Raw genomic sequence first — 16,667 nt, forward strand, 5'->3', positions numbered from 1 at the left:
CCGGGAGCGACGTGAGTGGGGGTCACGGCCGGCGCTCCGTGGAGTGGCTGGTCGGCCACTTCGACGAACGTGCGTTCTGGCTCAGTAGCGGGTGCCCACGGGGGCGTTGGTCAGGGTGAGGACGGTCAACCGGATCTCGTTTGCGCCGAGCGGAAGGTTCTCGCCGTAGTAGGTGCCCGCGGTGCGCGGACCGACCACGAAGCTCTCCACCGGCTTGAGGTCGCCCGAGAGTGTCGACGCGGGCAGGTAGTACCGGGTGACCAGGACGTTGGATGTCTGGAACGCCGGCGGGAGGTTCGCGAAGTGGATCTCCGAGTCGTAGCCCTGGGGTTGGGTGGCGGCCCACTGGTAGTTCCAGCTCATCACCGCGACGGTGGTGGCGTCTGCGGCGGCCAGGGAGTAGACGCCGATACCGGGTGCGCTCAGCTGGGTGGTGTCCCGGTTGACCGACTGGTAGCGGGTGGCCGGCAGCATGGTCTGCATCTGGATCATGTCGTAGTAGGGCCTGGCCTGCGGGGTGGCCGAGGTGTAGTCGTCGAACAGGCTCTTGCGTGCGTTTCCGCCGTGGGCGATGGTCCAGTGCATCGGCGTGATGCCGTGCTGGTTTGCGTAGTAGTAGTCCAGCGAGGCCAGCGCCGCGGCCTGGATGTGGAAGTCCAGGGCGTTCGGGGTGGTCGCCGTGGTCGGGCAGGACTGGGTGTCGCAGGTGCCCGGGAAGACTCCGGTCTCCGAGACGAAGACCGGCAGGCCGGCCGGCTGCCCGTACTTGGTGAGCAGACCGTCGAGGGTCGACCGCTCGGTGGCCGCCACCGCGGGATCCGCGCCGTCCGCGGCGGCGTAGGGGCCGCCCGAGTTGGTGATGTACTGGTGGTAGGAGATGAAGTCCAGTTCCTTGTCGGGGTCGGTCGACGCCTGATAGGCCGCCAGGAACATGCCGATCCGCCAGGTGCTGAAGATGTCCGTCGTCGGTCCGCCGACCTTCAGCTTGGGGCCCGGCAGTCCCAGTCCGTTGACCGCTTTCACGAGGCGGCTCATCATCAGGTACTTGGTCATGTAGTCAGCGATGTCGGGGGCGGTGGGGCTGATGCTCTCGTTCTCGACCTCGATGTACTCGAGTTTCGGGAACGCCGTCTTCAGGTGCGTCAGCGCCTGGTCGGTGGCGTCCTGCAGCTGCGCGGCGGTCCAGGAGACCCCCGCCTTCGGCGCCTTGACCCACTCGTCGTAGTCCGAACCCCAGTTGAGGAAGATGCTCTGGGTCAGGCCGTCGTAGCTCGCGAGGTACGGGTCCTTCGCGGCGTCGTCGCAGACGTGTGTCGTGGCGTTGCACAGGTCGGCGAGAGTCAGCCACAGCCGCGTGTGCTGCAGCTTCAGCTGGGCGACCCTGCTCACCGTGGCGTCCGACATCTGGTCGTCGGGGGTCGAGGTGCCGGTGATGACAGTGGTGTCGCGCTGGTCCCCGAGGAACGGTCTGCTGCTGAGGTCGTGTCCCAGGGCGTAGGGGAAGGTCCCCTGGCTCTTGCCGAGGTCGACCTCGATGACGTTCGTTGCGTACCCCGTCGTCGCGGACACGTTGCCTGTCGTCAGTCCGGTGAAGAGCACCCACGCACTCGCACCCACGAGGAGGTTGCGGGTCAGTCGATTGAACACGTTTTCCCTGGTTCTGTCGGATGACGGCACGGGCCGGTTCGGCCCGTGTTCCGCCGGTGATCGTTGCATTGATGCTCCGCGTGCGAAAGGGCCGCTCCTCATGGCAACGAAGCCGCGTCTGCATCGATGCCGAGCCGTGCTGGTCCGGGTCGCGCCCGGCTCGGACAATCAGGCCGTGTGAACCGCGACCGTTACCTGGACTTCCTGCGTGCTCTGGCCATCTGCTGTGTGGTTGTGGGCCATTGGCTCATCACTGCCCTGACGCACCGTAACGGTACTTTGGCTGCGCCCGAATTGCTGGCCGCCCGCCCGTGGACGCAGTGGCTCACGCTGTTCTTTCAGATCATGCCGCTGTTCTTCCTCGCGGGTGGCTGCGCTGCGGCGGGGTCCTGGAGGAGGGCGCACGGGCGAGCGCTACCGTGGATCCGGCAGCGGGCGGTCCGGCTGCTGCTGCCCACGGGCGTCTACGCCGCCCTGGCGCTCATCGCCGTCGCCGTGTCTGCGGCGGTCGGTGTGGATCCGGGTTTGCTGGCGATGGTCGGGTGGGCGCTGGCCATGCAGTTCTGGTTCCTGCCGGTGTACCTGCTGGTCACCGCGCTCACCCCGCTCCTGTACGCGGCGCACCGCCGCTTTGGCCTCGCCGTTCCGGCCGGGCTCGCACTGGCAGCGGTGGCGATCGATGGCGTGGTGCTGGGGGCGCACCCGCGCTTCCTGGGGTCCCTCAACTACGTGCTCGTCTGGGCTGTCGCCTATCAGTTGGGCTTCTGTTGGGCGGACGGTCTGCTGACCCGACGTCCGCTGCTGCCCTGGGTGTTGGCAGCCGTCGGCGGTCTTGGTTTCGCCCTGCTCACGGCCTTCGGCCCGTTCCCGGTCAGCCTGATCCTCGTCTCGACGGAGACGGTGTCCAACACCAATCCGCCCTCGGTGGCGATGCTGGCCTGGGTCATCGGCCAGTGCGGCCTCTGCGTCGCCCTCGCGCCCGCGGCGCGGCGCCTGCTGCGCAGCGAGGGGCTGTGGCGCGTGGTGCGACCGGTGGGCCGCGCGTCGATGCCCGCCTACCTGTGGCACATGGTGCCGGTCCTGGCGGCCGGGCTGCTCTACCTCACCCACCTGGCGCCGGAACCCGACCTCGGCTCGGCCCTTTGGTGGGCGCTGCGCCTGCCCTGGCTGGCGATCCTTACCGCGCTCCTGCTCGCCCTGCTCGCGGCGTTGGCCCCGCTCGATCGGGCCCTCCGGGCGCTGGCGGACCGGCTGCGGCCGGAGGCGGAGGTGCGGCTCCCGGCGCTGTTCGCCCTGGGATTCGCCGCCGTCGTCTACTCCCTCTGCCTTCTCGCGAGCCACGGGTTCGCCCTCGACGGCCGCTTCCCGTCGCCGACGGCCGCACTCCTTGCCGTCGGCCTGCTGCTCACCCTCTGGCCCGGCCCGGCAGGCGTGGCGAGAGCCGAGGCGGTCGTGCACCTCACCATTGATGATCGTGAAGTCCACGGGCCGCCTCCAAGCCAGTCGCCGGCCAGGCCGAACAGCGAGTGAGACCCTTCACCCCGCCCGGTTAGCCGGCGAGGCGCTGGGCTGCTCAGCGCTGTGAGCCAAGATCCCTCGGCCAGGTCCTGGCGGGTTCCCACGATCGAGCCGATGACGCTGGTGCCGTTCAGGACGGTGCCGAAACCGGGAGTTCGAGCCTGCCCTGGGCGGGCAGGGCGACCAGGACCAGGGTGCCACCGCGCCGCAGCAGTGCTCAGTGCGCGTGCAGGTGCAGGCGCCGGTGCGGGCGCACCGTACGACCCGCGCCGGTCGCGCCGCGCGGTTCGGCGAGTCGCGGTCCGCCGGCGGGACCCGCGGGATCGCGGTGCGGGTCCGACGTCAGCCGGACCACGAGCCGGTCGAGCAGCAACGTCAGGACGACGGTCGCCACGGCCCCGGCCGCGGTGAGCAGTGCCAACACGGTCCAGAAGTGCGGACCCAGGATGGTGACCACGGCAGTTCCCTCCCTCGGACGGAGCCGGAACCTCTCCGGCAACCCCAGACTGGCCGCTGCGGGTCCACCGCGGCAGGGCCGTCCGGTCCTGACCGGTGGCCCCGGGCGGGCCCTGCCGCACGGCCCACCGGATCCGCCGCCGTGGCACAGCGCGAACGGCCCGCAGCGTGATGCTGCGGGCCGTCGTCGAATGCCGCGCGCGGAGTGCGCGCCGCCGCCGGGCCGGTCGGGGAGGCATGGCGGCGGCGCGGCCGGTGGGGGCGGCGGCTACCCCTTGACCGCCTTCGCGGCCGGCGTCGCCGCCGTGGCGACCTTGACGGTGTGCACGGCCTGCTTCGCCGTCGGCGGCTTGGGAATCCGCAGCGTCAGGATGCCCTGGTCGTAGGTCGCCTCGACGCCCTCCTGCGGGATCGGGCCCGGCAACCTGAGCACTCGCTGGAAGGAGCCGTAGCGGAACTCGGAGCTGTGCCTCTCCTTGTCCTGCTTGGTCTCGACGTGGTGCGCGCGGATCGCGAGCACGTCGTCGCTGACCGTGACCTCGATGTCCCGTTCCGGGTCCATGCCCGGCAGCTCGGCCCGCACCAGGAGGGCGCCGTCCTGCTCGGTGAACTCGATCGGGATGCTGTGCAGGTCGGCGCCGTTGCGGAACATGGGCGGCAGGCCGAAGCCCCCGTCCAGCCAGTCGAACAGATCCGGCAGCAACGTGCGGTGCCGCGGAATCAACGATCCTGCCATGGGTACCTCCGCAGAGGGTTTCTCGGCCCCGGCGGGGCCCTCGTCGCACAGCCTGCTCCCCGGGCGCCACCTCGTCATGGGACCGCCAGGCCCGGACCTTGGCCCGTTCGGCCCTCGGCCCGGAAGCCGAGGGGACCCAGGCTGGGACTGAGCCCCGGCGCGGGCCTGGGCCGGAACGCAGGAGCCGCCATGCCACTCGAACAGACCGGGGCGGTCGTGGTCGGTCTCGATCCCTCCGCCCACGCCCGAGCCGCGCTGCACTGGGCCGCGAAGGAGGCCGCCCTGCGCGACTCCGTCCTGCGCATCGGCCATGCCTGGTCCCTCAGCGCCTACGACCTGCCCGGTCCGCACCCGCTCTACGACGCGCCCCGGGCACGTGCGGCCGCGCAGGACTTCGTCGACCGGGCCGCCGCAGAGGCCCGCGCCGGGCATCCGCGGCTCAAGGTCGAGGCCCTCCTGCTCGACGTCAACGCTGTGGACGGGCTGCTGCACCTGGCCGAGTCGGCCGACCTGCTGGTGGTGGGTAGTCGGGGCGTGAACGCTTTCGTCAAACTCCTCCTCGGCTCGGTCAGCGAGGGAGTGGTGGCCTTCAGTCCCGTGCCGACCGTGCTGGTCACGGTGGAGGAGGAGCCGGCGGCAGCGGGCGCCCCCGTCGTGGTGGGCGTCGGCGCAGACGGGGCTGCTCCGCTGGAGTTCGCGTTCGCGGCCGCGGAGCGGCGCGGAACGCGACTCGAGGCCGTCCGTGCCCTGCTGCGCCCGCGACACCTGCCGGGGTACCTGTCCATCCCTCCGATCGATCACCGGGGCCACGACGGAGCGGAGCGGGCGGAGGTCGAGCGGCTCGTGGAAGAGGCCCACAGGGCCCACCCGGCAGTCGGGTTCCGCGTCCGGGTCGGCCCCGGTCTGCCGGAGGAACTGCTGCTGGACGCGTCCACCCACGCCTCCCTGCTGGTGGTCGGCGGCCACCACCGGCACGGACGGTTCGGTCCGTCCACAGGTCGAGTGGCCAAAGTGGCGATGCACATGTCCAGGGCCCCGGTGGCGATCCTCCCCAGGAGCTGAAGCCGCCGGGAGATCGAAGGCCGGTCGGACCGCGTCGCCGGGCCGGTCAGCCCCTGCCCGGCGACGCCGGACCGGGTCAGCCTGGGACTGACACAGGGTCACGTGACGACACCTGTCCGAACTGTGGGAGGTACACGATGAGCAGGCGAAGCAGCGGGGCCGTCGTCGTCGGCCTCGACCCGTCCGCGGACTCCCGGGCCGCGCTGGTCTGGGCCGCTGACGAGGCGGAGCGGCGCGGTGCCACCCTGCGGATCGGCCACTCCTGGAACCTGGAGGCCTACCGGCTGCCCCGGGCGGATCTCGCTGAGATCGCCGAGCCGGCTCGGAACGCGGCGTGGACGCTGCTGGAGCAGGCCGCCGACCAGGCGCGTCAGCGCCACCCGGGGCTGCCCGTGGAACCTGAGCTGATCGAGGAACCTCCGGTCGAGGGCCTGCTGCGGATGGCCGCCACCGACGCGGATGTGGTCGTCACCGGGCGGCGCGGTCTCCATGGCTTCCGGACCTTCCTGCTGGGGTCGGTGAGCCGCGGAGTCGTCGCCCACGCCCCGGTGCCGGCCGTCGTCGTGTCGCACGGGGGCACACCGCGCACGCACGGGCCGGTCGTCCTGGGTGTGGCGCCCGAGAGCGACACCCCCGTGGACTTCGCCTTCGGTCAGGCCGAAATGCGCGGCGTTCCGCTGGTGGCGGTGCGGGCGTGGACGCGTCCGCAGCCGGCGACAGGACACCGGTTCCTGCTCCCGCGGGACGCGGAGCAGCGCACGAAGGAGGAAGCCGCGGACCTGGACAGGCTGCTGGCCCCAGCACGCGCCGCGCACCCGGGGGTCGCGGTCATCACCCGGGTGGTCGCGGCAGTCCCCGAGCAGGCGATCGTGGAATCGGCGCAGGACGCCTGCCTGGTCGTGGTCGGCGCCCACCGACGGCTGACCCGGTTCGGGCTTCCGATCGGCCGGGTCCCGCAACGGGTCATGCACGCGGCCCCCTGCCCGGTCGCCGTGGTGCCGCAACCGCGGCGCTGACGCTGTTCGGTGCCCCGCCTCACGCGGGACGCCGTCCGCGGGCGTCGGCAGAGAGCCTCGCCCGTACTGGGCGCACCGGAAGGGAGCACAGCCATGAACCGCGCCGTGATCGTCGGAGTCGACGGCTCGGCCCCGAGCCTCGCCGCCGCCGCATGGGCCGCCGAGACGGCGGTCCTGACCGGGGCCCCGCTGCGGCTGCTGTTCGTCGACACCCGGCGTCCTGGGCTCGACGCGCCGGCCGGCTCGTACGCCCGGAACCGCGCCGAGGCGGTGCGGATGCTCGACCGCACGGTCCTGGATCTGCGCACCCGGCACCCCGGGCTGAGGGCCGACGTCGAACTGCTCCCGGGCAGCACGATCGCCCAACTGCTCGCCGCCTCTGCGGACGCGACCGCTCTGGTACTGGGCTCGCGCGGGACGGATCGGTTCACGCGGCCTGCCCCGGGTGCCACGGTGCAGGCCGTCACGGCCCGCGCCCAGCAACCCGTCGTCCTGGCGCCCAACCGCCCAGCCCAGCGGATGACCCACCGCCCTCAGATCGTGCTGGCCCTCGACCCCGGCCGGGCGGTCGAGACGGTGGTCGAGTTCGCGCTGAGCCAGGCGCAGGCACGCACGCTGCCACTGCGCGTGGTGCACGCCTGGGCGCCGCCGGCCCTGTGGGTCACCTGGCCGATACCGCCGGGTGAGGCGGAGCGGGCCACCGCCGAGGACCATGTCGAGCAGCGGCTGCGCGATCTGGTGCTGCCCCTGGCCGCCAAGCATCCGAAGGTCGAGGTCCGCTTCGACACGCGCACCGGCGAAGCCGCGCACGTCGTCGTCGACGAGGCGGGCCGCGCCGACCTTCTCGTCCTCGGTCGCCGCCGACACACGGGGGCGCTCGGGCCGGTCGCCCGGGCGGCGATCCACCGGGCTGCGTGTCCGATCGCGCTGGTCCCGCACGGCTGAGCGCCGGGCAGCCGCTCAGCCGGCCAGCAGCACCCCCAGGAAGAGCGCCGACAGGGAGCTCAACCCGGTCAGCGCGCCGAAGACCGCCAACCCTGCCGTGCTGCGGGACCGGGCGTGACAGTAGGCGGACAGTCCTGACACCGCGACCACGACCAGCTTCACGACCAGGGTGGTCCGGTAGGCGCCGTGATCCTTGGCTTGCTCGGCCACGACGTTCCACGCGCCCGTCGCCAGCAGCACGGCGAACGCGGGCCAGGCCACCTGGTTGAAGCGCCGCGCCGCCGCCTTCGGCGCTGCCGCGCCCACGGCTCGCAGCGCCGTCACCAGTGCCGCCAGGGTGAGCTGGCCGCCCAACCAGACGGTCGCGGCGAGGACATGGAGAAACAGCCGTACGGTGTCCCAGCCGGCGGTCAGCATGGTGACAGTGTGCCGTGCGACCCGGCCAGGGCTCAGGACGCGCCGATCGTCGTGGCGACCGCGCCCGGCGAGGTGGCGGACGCTGTCCGCAAGGGCGGGCGCGGAGGAGACGCCGACGATCAGGCCGATTCCCGAACATCCAGGGCAACTGTCACGGTCCCGGCCGCCGGAGGGTCTGATCGCCGCAGGTGGGCTTTCCGCAACTCCACCCTGCGCCTCACCGCTGTTGTGAGACCGGTGCCTTCGCCGACCGCACTCCGCCGTGCCCCCGATCTGCCGCCGGCAGGTCGGCTGCCCCTCCTGCAACGCTGCGCCCGCAAGCGGTTCCGGTCGCCCATAGTGCACAGCCGAGCGCGCAGGACGCAGGCACGACCACGAGGCCCAGGCTGCGGCGGCGTCGGCAAGGGGCCCACCGGCGGACAGGTACTGGACCCAAGGTCCCTAGGACAGTACCGGCACCGGAGAGACGCTGGTGAAAGGCTGGCTCGACCGCCTCCCCGGCAGCCGAGCACGCGGCCGACGAACTCGACCGAGCCCGGCGGAGATCGACAAGGCGACCACGGAAGCAGACGCACATCCAGCCGGGGCTCTCACGGCGCGAGAGAACCCGCTGAGGAGGTGTCGGCAGGTCGGACCGCTGCGCGGGCTTGTTCGTCCCGGACCCGCCGCCGGCAGTGAGGGAGCCGTGAGGCGACCAGACCCAGGAGAACGGTGATGAAGTACATCGCAATCGTCTACGAGAGCCTGTTCGGCAACACTCGCCAGATCGCCGAGACGATCCGCGATGAGCTGCGGGCCTCCCACCCCGAAGCCGAAGTCGACTGCCTCCGGGTCGACCAGGCGGATCCAGAACATCTGGAGTCGGTCGACCTGCTGGTCGTCGGGGGTCCGACCCACCTGTACGGCATGTCCTCCCGTGTCTCACGGAAGATGGGCGTGAAGGCCGAGCGGGCGAAGATCGCGCAGGGCGAGACGGTGCGCGAGCCTGAGCCGGGCGCCCAGGGCCCGGGAGTCCGCACCTGGCTCCGGGCCCTGCACACGGCCCAAGGCCGCCCTCGCGCGGCGGCCTTCGACACCCGCACCGGCATGCTCACCGCCGGCGGTGCGGCTCACGGGATCGCTCGCGGGCTGCGCGGTCACGGCTACGAACTCATCGCGCCACCCATGGGGTTCATCGTCGACGGCGCGGCAGACGGCCCTCTGCAGACCGGGGAGATCGACCGCGCACGATCTTGGGCGGCGACTCTCGGCTGACCCCTGACCACTCCACACCGGGCGACCGAGCACGGTCTGATCCGGCCGTCGGAACCAGGGCGGGGGCACGCGCGCATCGACGGCCTGCCGGGCGCGGCCGTCGTGGTCGGTTTGGTCCTCAACCTCGCCCAGGACTGGTGGTGCGCCGCATGGGCCACCGGGTACGTGCTCGTCCGCCATGCGGCCCGCGAGGTCAGGGAGACCTTCTCGGCGGACCATTGACGCACGGTCGGCCCAGCGCGGCAACCCATCGTCGAGGCGAGCGTCGTCAATCCTTCGACGACGCTCGCCTGGCCGACGTGCTCGAGCAGGCGAGCGCGTAGGTCATATTCCTGCGCACGCTGGGTGCCCGCCTCCACCGAGACGATCCGGTGACCGGCCTCCTGCGAGGCCTCGGCCCGGACAGCGGTGCACTGCGGGACGATCGCCTCCGCGGCAGGTGATGTGAGGGTTTCTCAAACCGCTCTGAAACGCCGCCGACTCATTGTTTGGGCATGTACGCGCCAGTAGCCTCACCATTGCCACCCTGACGGGGTGCCGGATTCACGTCTGCAGCCGAGTTCTGAGGTGCTCATCAACTCTTCACTCCAAGAACCCGCCTATGGCTCGGCGCCACGCGGGCGCGCCCAGTTTCTCGCCGCTCGCGGACCGGGAAGGTGAGCCACCAGATGAGCAGGTCCCGCGCGGGGGCCGGAACGACGGGGCGGGCCCTGCCGGTTCCCTGCGCCGACGGCGCCGGCGACCGCAGCTGCATCGTGTGCCGGCAGGGTTGTGACACCGGCCTCGCGTTCATCGGCGAGGCCGAATGGAGCATGATCGGCCTGGCCCTGCTCGGCATCCCCGCCGCGCGGGCGGAGAAGGTGGTCGTGCGGCAGCTCGCGAAGACGCACGGCATCACCGAGCCCGGCTTCGTGCCCGAGGGTGAAGTCATCGTGCTGGTCAGCGTGTGCCGGTCCTGCGTGGACACCTCCGGCAGCGGGTTCCCGCTGGGACCGATCAGCACGGGACAGGTTCCCGCCGTCAGACCCGCGAACTGACCCGACTGTGGCGGCGTCCCGGCGGACACTCCGGGACTGCGCGACCGCCATGGAGCGGTTCGTCGCACTCGACGCGGCATCTTCGCGTGCTCTCGCCGCCATCCGGTCGGCCGCGCCATCAGGTCTCCCGCCGGGGCAGGCATCTGCCGCACCACGGCCTGGCCGGGTGTCGCCTCGGTGCCCCGCACCTGGGCGGGGGCACGAGGAGTCAACCGGAATTCTGGCCGCCCGTGGGCCGTGTGCCGTGCTCGAACACGGCACGGCAGCGCGGGCAGACCATGTCCGCTTCGACACGACCGCCGGTCAGGTCGATGATCGGCCGGGAGCTGGCGAGGGCCGACAGCAGGCGGTGGCACAGCGCCCAGCCCCCCTCGTCCCGGACGATGTGCCAGCGCACGCCGACCGTCGCTCCGCCCTCGGCCTTCAGGACGACCGTGACTCCTCCCCCGGGCTGAAGCCGGGGGCTTCTCGCTAACCCTTCCGGGCGTCGCGACGGACCAGCCCGGCCCGTAGAACGTTGGTGGCTCCCACTGTGTCGGCGTGCGCGGTGTGGCCGCAGGACCGGCAGTGGAACCTCTCCTGTGTGGGCCGGTTCTCCTTGGCGGTGTGCCCGCATGCGGGGCACCGCCGGGAGGTGTTGCGGGGGTCCACGGCGATCACTTCCCGACCGGCGCTTTCAGCCTTGGCGCGCAGGATCGTCAGGAACACCCCCCAACCGGCATCGTTGATCGACTTGTTCAGTCCGGCTTTGGCCGCCGCCCCGTTGCGCGGGAAGGTGCCCGGCTGGTCGGGGTCGGGGTCGGGCTTGGGCGCGGGGGCCTTGACCATGTTGCGGATCTTGAGATCCTCGTGCGCGATGAAGTCGTGCTCGCGAACCAGGGTGAGGGCGGTCTTGTGGGCGTGGTCCAGACGCTGACGCCGGACCTTGCGGTGCAGGTCGGCAACGCGCTGAACGGCTCGCTGGTGGTTGCCGGTGCGCTTGTCCCGGTGGACACGAGGGAACCGGGCCAGGGCCCGCTGTGCTGCTTGGAGCTTCGCGGCGGCCTTACGGGCGTGGCGCGGGTTGGGCACGAACTCGCCGCCCGAGTCGGCGAGGAAGTTGGCTATACCCATGTCGATGCCGACCACGGCCCGGGTCGCGGGCAGCGGTTCGGGCCGCGACTGCTCGGCGGTCAGCACGACGAACCACTTGCGGCCCTCGCGCTTGACCGAGACCGTTTTGACCTTGCCGACCACGGCCCGGTGCCGGTTGACCTTGACGTGCCCGATGCCCTGGAACCGGACGCGGGTGACGGGGTCGTGCGGGGTGGAGTCCCAGCGGCAGCCGTCGCCGTCCTTGGGGAAGTCCACCGTGTCGAACCAGTTCACGCCCCGGAAGCGCGGGTAGCCGGGCGTCTCACCGGACTTGACCCGGCGGAAGAACGCCGCGAACGCCTTGTCCAACCGCCGAAGCGTCGCCTGCTGCGAGGAGAACGACCACCGGCCCTGCCGCTCCGGGTCGAACGCCCGGATCTCCTTGAGCTGCGCCGACTGCATCCCGTACTTGACGCTCGTCTTCGATGCGTGCTGGTAGGCGTCGCGCCGCTCCTGAAGGGCCCCGTTATAGAGAGAGCAGTGGTCACGCAGCATCTCGGCAAGCGCTTGCGTCTGGCCCACGGTGGGCCGCATGAGGAACTTGTACGCACGGATCACCCGGCCCACCCCCTGCAAGGTCGACAACCAGGATCATACTACAGAACGTGAGCAACCATCACAGACAGTGGCGCAGGGATCTCCGCCGCTTCACGGCTCCGCGCCAAGGATGCCTTCCCTCCCCGACTGAAGCCGGGGATACCCTGCAAGATCATGGATGGACAACGGGATCGACCATGTGGAAGACGGCTGGGACATCCGCGCGATGCGTGGGATCGGCATCGGCGAGGTGATCATCGGGAACGTCCTGCGGCTTCACACCGGTTCGAACAGGATCGAGGTTCACAGTCCCGCCGAGCTGACGATGGAACGCGAAGTCGTGTCCGCCCACGCATCCGCACGCATCAACCTCGGCCGGCTGCCGCTGCTGCTCGACCAGGTGGTCGCCCAGGTCCATGCGGCCGACGCCAGCAGCCTGCACGTGCGCTTCGCCAACGGCTGGCGTCTGGACGTGCCCGTTGCTCGCGGCGGCGCCCTCGGCTGGATCGTCAGCCTGCGCGGCAGCCGCTTCATCAGTTCGCTTCCGGGCGGCGGCGTGAGAATGCCCGACCGCTCGCCGGACTGAGAGCCGGCACAGGAGAAGGCGGCTTGCGGTCGGAGCGTCAGAGACGGAGCACGACCAACGCCGTGTCGTCGGTCGCGCCGGCGGTCGGGAGCAGGTCGAGCAGGAGGAAGTCCGCGAGCTGGTCGGGTTCCAGGCTGCCGTGCACGGCCAGGGAGGCCGCCAGGCGGCCGAGGCCCGTGTCGATGTCCTCGCCTCGGCGCTCGATCAGGCCGTCGGTGTAGAGGACCAGTGTGTCGCCGGGCGCGAAGGTCTGTGCGGCCTCGGGGCGGGGCACGTGAGCCGGTCGGGCCCCGAGCGGAGGGTCGGTGGCCTGGTCGAGGAAGGTGACGGAGCCGTCACGACGGAGCAGGGCGGGCGGCGGGTGGCCGGCGCAGCTGTACCGGAGTGTGCCGGCCGCCCAGTCGACGTGGACGGACACGGCAGTGGCCGACTCGGCCCCCTCGACGGCACGCGCGTACAGGCCCAGCACCTCCAGCGCCTGGGCGGGACCGGCGGCGACATGCGACGCGGCGCTCAGCGCGCTGCGCAGTTGACCCATCACCCCCGCCGCGGCCAGTCCGTGGCCGACGACGTCGCCCACCGCGACCGCCATCCGCTCGCCGGGCAGCTCCACCAGGTCGTACCAGTCCCCGCACACGTTCAGCGTGCCGACCGCCGGTCGGTAGCGCACGGCCGCGCGGTGGTGCGCGGCCAGCTGCGGGGCGGGCAGCATCGCGTCCTGCAGTGCCAGGGCCACCGACCGTTCGCGGGCGTGCGCCTGACGCAGCCGCTCGTTGACCTCCTGCAGCTCCCTGGAGCGGGTGTACAGCTCCGCCTCGAGGACCCTGGCCCGGTCACCGCCCACGCGCCGCCGGGCCCGGATCAGCTCGGTGACCTCCTCCACCCGGTGGACCAGCAGCACCACCCGGCCCTCCGCGTCCAGGACCGGCGCGTTGATCGGGCTCCAGAACCGCTCCTCCCACTCGCCGGGGTTCACCAGCGACTCCACGTCGTACCGCTGCAGCGCCATCGTGTCCCGCTCCCCCGTCGCCAGCACCCGGTGCAGGGACGCCTGGAGGTTCTGCACGCCGGTGGCCGTGGGGTCGTTGGGGTTGTCGGGGAACACCTCGAACACGTGGCGGCCGATCAGCTCGGCGCGGCTGCGGCCGGAGTTGCGGACGAAGTCCTCGTTCGCGTCCGCGTACACCAGCTCCGGGGTCAGCACCGCCACCATGCCCGGCAGGGCCTGGAACACCGCCCGGTAGTCGATCTCCGGCCCGCTCACGGTCACGCACCGCCTCCTCGCACTCTGCGCCCACGATAGGAGCCGACCCGGCGGCGACCCGCGCCCTGCTCCGTCGGGCTGCCCGATGTCACTCGTCCGGCCCACGGGAACCCACGCGGCCGCGCCTGCGTCGGACCCCCGACACCGACGACGGGGGCGGCCATGGGATCAGCTTCGGTGCACGGAGAATCAGGACGGGTTTCCCTTCGGGCCCTGTTGGTGGCGCTGGGCCTGCTCCTGGCCTGCGCGCTGGTCGGCTGGGGCGTCGACGCGTTGTTCGTACTGCATGTCAGGGAGTGGGACGTGGACGCCCAGGGTCCGATTCTGGTCGCTGACGACGACCGGACCCTGATCCTGCCGGGCGTGCCGGACCCCGCCTGGCATCCCGGCGACTGCTTCGGCGGTCTCGGTGTCTCCGTGGTGACCGCCGGACAGGGTGCCGACGTCTCCGTGCGCTTCCACCTCCGCAGCGTGCCGTGGCATTCCGGCATGCCCAACGGGTCCTGTGCACAGTTCACCGGGATCGGTGCCACACTCGACCGGCCACTCGGCTCGCGCACGCTGACGGACACCCACGGCCGCCCGCTCCGCACGGTGTTGGAGGCGACGCTTCCCCGTCCTCGAGGGCCCGGGATGGTTGAGGGTGACCCCGGACTGTGCGTCGCGCCCCTGCACCCCTTCCAAGAATCCTGCCTCGGCTCGGTGTCCCTGCTCAGGTTCTTCCGCGACGCCGCGGGTACCTCCTGGGAGCTGATTCAATCGCTGGACTCTGCCGCTGTCGGACCGTCTCCCGAGCCGGTTCAGGGACCCCTGCACGGCACGGTGAACGGCGCTCCCGCCATCTGCTGGGGCGACTCGGGCGGCCGGTTGCAGGTGGACTGGGCGTGGGCCGGGCGGGCGCAGCGGCTCCTCCTGCGGCCCGCCACCGCCGGCGATGCCAACCAGCCCGGCGGGTACTGCGCGCGCGCCTTCGCCGACGCGCAGACGGTGCGGTGAGGACGCCGTGCGCGTGGGGACCGTCGTCCGGGTCGGCGTCGCGGCGGTCGTGTCGGCCGTCGTGATCGGCCTGGCGACGGCTCTCGGCGGCCCACCGCCTGAGCTGCTCGGCACGCCGGTCGGCGTGACGCTGCTCGCGCGGGACGGCAGGACCCTGGGCGTCGCGCAGAGCGGCGAGTGCCTGGGCGCGGGCGAGCTGCGCGCCCGCGAGACGGGCACGGCGGTCGTCCTGGACTTCCGTACCCTCCCGCCCACCCCGCACTGCGTGGGCGGCGCCCAGCTGACGGTCTGGTCGGTCCGCCTGACGCGGCCGCTCGGCGGTCGGACACTGCTCGACGCCACCGGCGGCAGCCGACAGGTCCCGTACTTCCGTGCCACCGACCTGCCCGTGGCCGACGTGCTCCCGCCGGGGTTCCACCATGCCTACGACGCCCCCGGCTACCTCGGCACCGGTTCCTCGGGCCAGTGGGACGTGGCCGCCTCCGAGCTCTTCGACGCCGGGTCGGCACGTCTGTGGCTGACCGTGGAGTACGGGCGTCACTGGCCCGATGGATGGCCGCCCGCCACCACCGGCGCCCTCGTCGCCGCGCACGGCCGTCTGGCCCGGACCGGCCCGGGAGGCCTGGCCTGGCAGGAACGGACCGGCTGCGGGGTCCTTCTCAGCTTCGCCCTGCTCGCCGACCCGCCGCTGCCCACCGCCGAGCTCCAGGCCGTGGCCGACCACCTCCGTCCCGGACCGCCCGCCGGTGCGCAGAACTGCAAACCATGACGACACGTCACAAACCCTGCGGCGGTGAGCGGCTGCCGGAGGCGCACCCCGACCGGGCGGGCCGGGCCGCCCGGTCCGGGCCATGGCGTCGGCGGTAGGCTCCCGCCGACGATCACCACATCAGAGGGGGAACAACACCGATGAGAACCCGGATCCGGCGCGCCGCCGTCTCCGCCGCCGCGGCCTTCGCCGCACTCGGACTGGTCACCGCCACCGCCCCGCAGGCCGGCGCGGCAGCGGCCGCACCCCAGGCGAGCAAGAACGCGGGACGCATGATCGGCACCATGTGGGCGTGGGAGGCCGTCCCGAAGACCGTGCACCGGGGCAGCACGCTCACCCTGACGTACTGGTACAAGGAGAACACCAGCGAGTGGATGGCCCCGCTCTCCTGGGGCATGGGTCTGCAGCGTGACGCGACGCCGACCCACTACGGAACGTGGACCACCAGCGGCGTCGTCGTCACCTGGCTCGACCCGGCCACCGGTCGCTGGGAGAAGCCGACCCTGGACAACGCCAACCACGTCTTCGAGTTCGTCTCTCCGGCCGGCCACTGGGCGCCGAGGCTGGCCCCGAACCAGTTCGGCCACCTCACCGTCCGGATCACCTTCACCGCGGCCGCCCACCTCGGCCTGTGGCGTGAGTGCGGCGGCATCGCGAGCTACCAGCTCTACGACCGCTACGGCCACCCGACCAACGACTGGCTGATGCCCTACCAGGTCCTCCGCCCGTTCACCCTGGTCCGCTAGACGGCCGGCTGCCCGCCCCCGCAGGAACGCATGCCGCGCCGACTTCCCGTCGGCGCGGCATCGTCGTCCCTGGCGTCAGACCGGCGTCACATGAGCTGCGACGACACGCCAACCGCTCGCGGCCGTTCGGACCCAGGTGCGGGTGTACCGGACGCGCGCGGAGAACTCCTGTCCCTTGAACGTCCCGGCGACCGTGCCCAGGAACCAGCTGACGCCGGTCCCGTCCACGACCAGCACGGCCAACTCCTCTTCCTCGACACGGGTCAGGCGCTGTTCGCCGCTCCGGTGGAGCGCCAGGTCGTCGCCCTTCCCGCTCAGACTCCCGTCGGGTCCGGTGAAGACGAGACGGTCGTCGAGCAGGGTGTCGAGCGTGTCGGCGTCACCTGCCAACTGCGCGGCCTGGAGCCGTCGTTCGGCGGCGCGGAGTTCCTCGGTGCGTCGATCGGTCTGATCGGTCTGCTCGGTCTGCTCGGTATCCATGACCGGCACGCTACCCGCGCCGACCCGGCGCGCATGCCGCGACGGCCATGGCTCAGCCGTGGTCCCG

At 71.9% G+C, this 16,667-nt stretch carries 18 protein-coding genes; 10 read left to right on the plus strand and 8 right to left on the minus strand.

Features of this window, described 5'->3' with window-relative positions; all coding sequences use genetic code 11:
* Window positions 1-81: 81 nt before the first annotated feature.
* On the minus strand, window positions 82-1,647 hold the full coding sequence (locus tag BS83_RS11215) for a hypothetical protein (protein ID WP_037603624.1): 1,566 nt from the start codon (window positions 1,645-1,647) through the stop codon (window positions 82-84).
* 126 nt (window positions 1,648-1,773) lie between these two features.
* On the opposite strand from BS83_RS11215, the gene BS83_RS11220 reads away from it, so the two are divergent.
* On the plus strand, window positions 1,774-3,177 hold the full coding sequence (locus BS83_RS11220) for an acyltransferase family protein (protein WP_084713359.1): 1,404 nt from the start codon (window positions 1,774-1,776) through the stop codon (window positions 3,175-3,177).
* 205 nt (window positions 3,178-3,382) lie between these two features.
* Here BS83_RS11220 and BS83_RS11225 read toward each other — a convergent pair whose 3' ends face one another.
* Window positions 3,383-3,622, minus strand: a complete 240-nt coding sequence (locus BS83_RS11225; RefSeq protein WP_037603625.1) for a hypothetical protein — start codon at window positions 3,620-3,622, stop codon at window positions 3,383-3,385.
* 267 nt (window positions 3,623-3,889) lie between these two features.
* Window positions 3,890-4,357 carry an Hsp20/alpha crystallin family protein gene (locus BS83_RS46385; protein ID WP_198035210.1) on the minus strand — a complete coding sequence of 156 codons (468 nt, stop codon included), beginning with the start codon at window positions 4,355-4,357 and terminating at the stop codon, window positions 3,890-3,892.
* Window positions 4,358-4,546: 189 nt separating this feature from the next.
* Between BS83_RS46385 and BS83_RS11235 the strand changes: the two genes are divergently transcribed.
* The 3 genes from BS83_RS11235 to BS83_RS11245 all read left to right on the plus strand — a co-directional run bounded on the left by BS83_RS11235 (window position 4,547) and on the right by BS83_RS11245 (window position 7,380).
* On the plus strand, window positions 4,547-5,419 hold the full coding sequence (locus tag BS83_RS11235; RefSeq protein ID WP_037603626.1) for a universal stress protein: 873 nt from the start codon (window positions 4,547-4,549) through the stop codon (window positions 5,417-5,419).
* Between the two features lie 137 nt (window positions 5,420-5,556).
* Complete coding sequence (locus BS83_RS11240; protein WP_037603627.1) at window positions 5,557-6,435, plus strand: universal stress protein; 879 nt, start codon at window positions 5,557-5,559, stop codon at window positions 6,433-6,435.
* A gap of 93 nt (window positions 6,436-6,528) precedes the next feature.
* A complete protein-coding gene (locus BS83_RS11245) occupies window positions 6,529-7,380 on the plus strand; it encodes a universal stress protein (RefSeq protein ID WP_037603628.1) in 852 nt (283 codons plus the stop codon).
* A 15-nt stretch (window positions 7,381-7,395) separates the two neighbouring features.
* On the opposite strand, the gene BS83_RS11250 is transcribed toward BS83_RS11245, so the two are convergent.
* The gene (locus tag BS83_RS11250; RefSeq protein WP_037603629.1) at window positions 7,396-7,797 is read right to left on the minus strand and encodes a hypothetical protein; all 402 of its coding nucleotides are present in this window, start codon (window positions 7,795-7,797) and stop codon (window positions 7,396-7,398) included.
* 714 nt (window positions 7,798-8,511) lie between these two features.
* On the opposite strand from BS83_RS11250, the gene BS83_RS11255 reads away from it, so the two are divergent.
* Together BS83_RS11255 and BS83_RS11260 are read left to right on the plus strand one after the other, a co-directional pair.
* Window positions 8,512-9,051, plus strand: a complete 540-nt coding sequence (locus BS83_RS11255; RefSeq protein ID WP_037603630.1) for a flavodoxin family protein — start codon at window positions 8,512-8,514, stop codon at window positions 9,049-9,051.
* Between the two features lie 668 nt (window positions 9,052-9,719).
* Entirely contained in the window at window positions 9,720-10,088 is a 369-nt protein-coding gene (locus BS83_RS11260) for a hypothetical protein (protein ID WP_037603631.1), read from the plus strand.
* A 208-nt stretch (window positions 10,089-10,296) separates the two neighbouring features.
* On the opposite strand, the gene BS83_RS11265 is transcribed toward BS83_RS11260, so the two are convergent.
* Window positions 10,297-10,485, minus strand: a complete 189-nt coding sequence (locus BS83_RS11265; protein ID WP_037603632.1) for a hypothetical protein — start codon at window positions 10,483-10,485, stop codon at window positions 10,297-10,299.
* 74 nt (window positions 10,486-10,559) lie between these two features.
* Complete coding sequence (locus BS83_RS11270) at window positions 10,560-11,780, minus strand: RNA-guided endonuclease InsQ/TnpB family protein (protein ID WP_037608677.1); 1,221 nt, start codon at window positions 11,778-11,780, stop codon at window positions 10,560-10,562.
* A gap of 157 nt (window positions 11,781-11,937) precedes the next feature.
* On the opposite strand from BS83_RS11270, the gene BS83_RS11275 reads away from it, so the two are divergent.
* On the plus strand, window positions 11,938-12,345 hold the full coding sequence (locus BS83_RS11275; RefSeq protein ID WP_037603633.1) for a DUF6188 family protein: 408 nt from the start codon (window positions 11,938-11,940) through the stop codon (window positions 12,343-12,345).
* 37 nt (window positions 12,346-12,382) lie between these two features.
* Here BS83_RS11275 and BS83_RS11280 read toward each other — a convergent pair whose 3' ends face one another.
* Window positions 12,383-13,609: a PP2C family protein-serine/threonine phosphatase gene (locus BS83_RS11280; RefSeq protein WP_037608678.1), complete on the minus strand. Its 1,227-nt coding sequence runs from the start codon at window positions 13,607-13,609 to the stop codon at window positions 12,383-12,385.
* Between the two features lie 219 nt (window positions 13,610-13,828).
* Between BS83_RS11280 and BS83_RS11285 the strand changes: the two genes are divergently transcribed.
* The 3 genes from BS83_RS11285 (at window position 13,829) to BS83_RS11295 (ending at window position 16,120) form a co-directional block, all read left to right on the plus strand.
* Window positions 13,829-14,605: a hypothetical protein gene (locus BS83_RS11285; protein ID WP_198035211.1), complete on the plus strand. Its 777-nt coding sequence runs from the start codon at window positions 13,829-13,831 to the stop codon at window positions 14,603-14,605.
* A gap of 13 nt (window positions 14,606-14,618) precedes the next feature.
* Window positions 14,619-15,374: a hypothetical protein gene (locus BS83_RS11290; RefSeq protein WP_037603635.1), complete on the plus strand. Its 756-nt coding sequence runs from the start codon at window positions 14,619-14,621 to the stop codon at window positions 15,372-15,374.
* A 140-nt stretch (window positions 15,375-15,514) separates the two neighbouring features.
* Complete coding sequence (locus tag BS83_RS11295) at window positions 15,515-16,120, plus strand: hypothetical protein (RefSeq protein WP_037603636.1); 606 nt, start codon at window positions 15,515-15,517, stop codon at window positions 16,118-16,120.
* Between the two features lie 75 nt (window positions 16,121-16,195).
* Here the strand turns inward: BS83_RS11295 and BS83_RS11300 are convergent, their stop codons facing one another.
* The gene (locus tag BS83_RS11300; RefSeq protein ID WP_051942938.1) at window positions 16,196-16,600 is read right to left on the minus strand and encodes a nuclear transport factor 2 family protein; all 405 of its coding nucleotides are present in this window, start codon (window positions 16,598-16,600) and stop codon (window positions 16,196-16,198) included.
* Window positions 16,601-16,667 lie beyond the last annotated feature (67 nt).

Origin of the sequence: Streptacidiphilus rugosus AM-16, assembly GCF_000744655.1 — a bacterium.
GTDB classification, from domain to species: Bacteria; Actinomycetota; Actinomycetes; order Streptomycetales; family Streptomycetaceae; genus Streptacidiphilus; species Streptacidiphilus rugosus.

What these genes read in the sequence shown, in the direction of transcription:
- BS83_RS11220 (WP_084713359.1), top strand. Translation starts at nt 1,774, where the DNA reads ATGCCGAGCCGTGCTGGTCCGGGTCGCGCCCGGCTCGGACAATCAGGC.
- BS83_RS46385 (WP_198035210.1), bottom strand. Translation starts at nt 4,357, where the DNA reads ATGGCAGGATCGTTGATTCCGCGGCACCGCACGTTGCTGCCGGATCTG.
- BS83_RS11235 (WP_037603626.1), top strand. Translation starts at nt 4,547, where the DNA reads ATGCCACTCGAACAGACCGGGGCGGTCGTGGTCGGTCTCGATCCCTCC.
- BS83_RS11240 (WP_037603627.1), top strand. Translation starts at nt 5,557, where the DNA reads ATGAGCAGGCGAAGCAGCGGGGCCGTCGTCGTCGGCCTCGACCCGTCC.
- BS83_RS11245 (WP_037603628.1), top strand. Translation starts at nt 6,529, where the DNA reads ATGAACCGCGCCGTGATCGTCGGAGTCGACGGCTCGGCCCCGAGCCTC.
- BS83_RS11250 (WP_037603629.1), bottom strand. Translation starts at nt 7,797, where the DNA reads ATGCTGACCGCCGGCTGGGACACCGTACGGCTGTTTCTCCATGTCCTC.
- BS83_RS11255 (WP_037603630.1), top strand. Translation starts at nt 8,512, where the DNA reads ATGAAGTACATCGCAATCGTCTACGAGAGCCTGTTCGGCAACACTCGC.
- BS83_RS11260 (WP_037603631.1), top strand. Translation starts at nt 9,720, where the DNA reads ATGAGCAGGTCCCGCGCGGGGGCCGGAACGACGGGGCGGGCCCTGCCG.
- BS83_RS11275 (WP_037603633.1), top strand. Translation starts at nt 11,938, where the DNA reads ATGGACAACGGGATCGACCATGTGGAAGACGGCTGGGACATCCGCGCG.
- BS83_RS11295 (WP_037603636.1), top strand. Translation starts at nt 15,515, where the DNA reads ATGAGAACCCGGATCCGGCGCGCCGCCGTCTCCGCCGCCGCGGCCTTC.
- BS83_RS11300 (WP_051942938.1), bottom strand. Translation starts at nt 16,600, where the DNA reads ATGGATACCGAGCAGACCGAGCAGACCGATCAGACCGATCGACGCACC.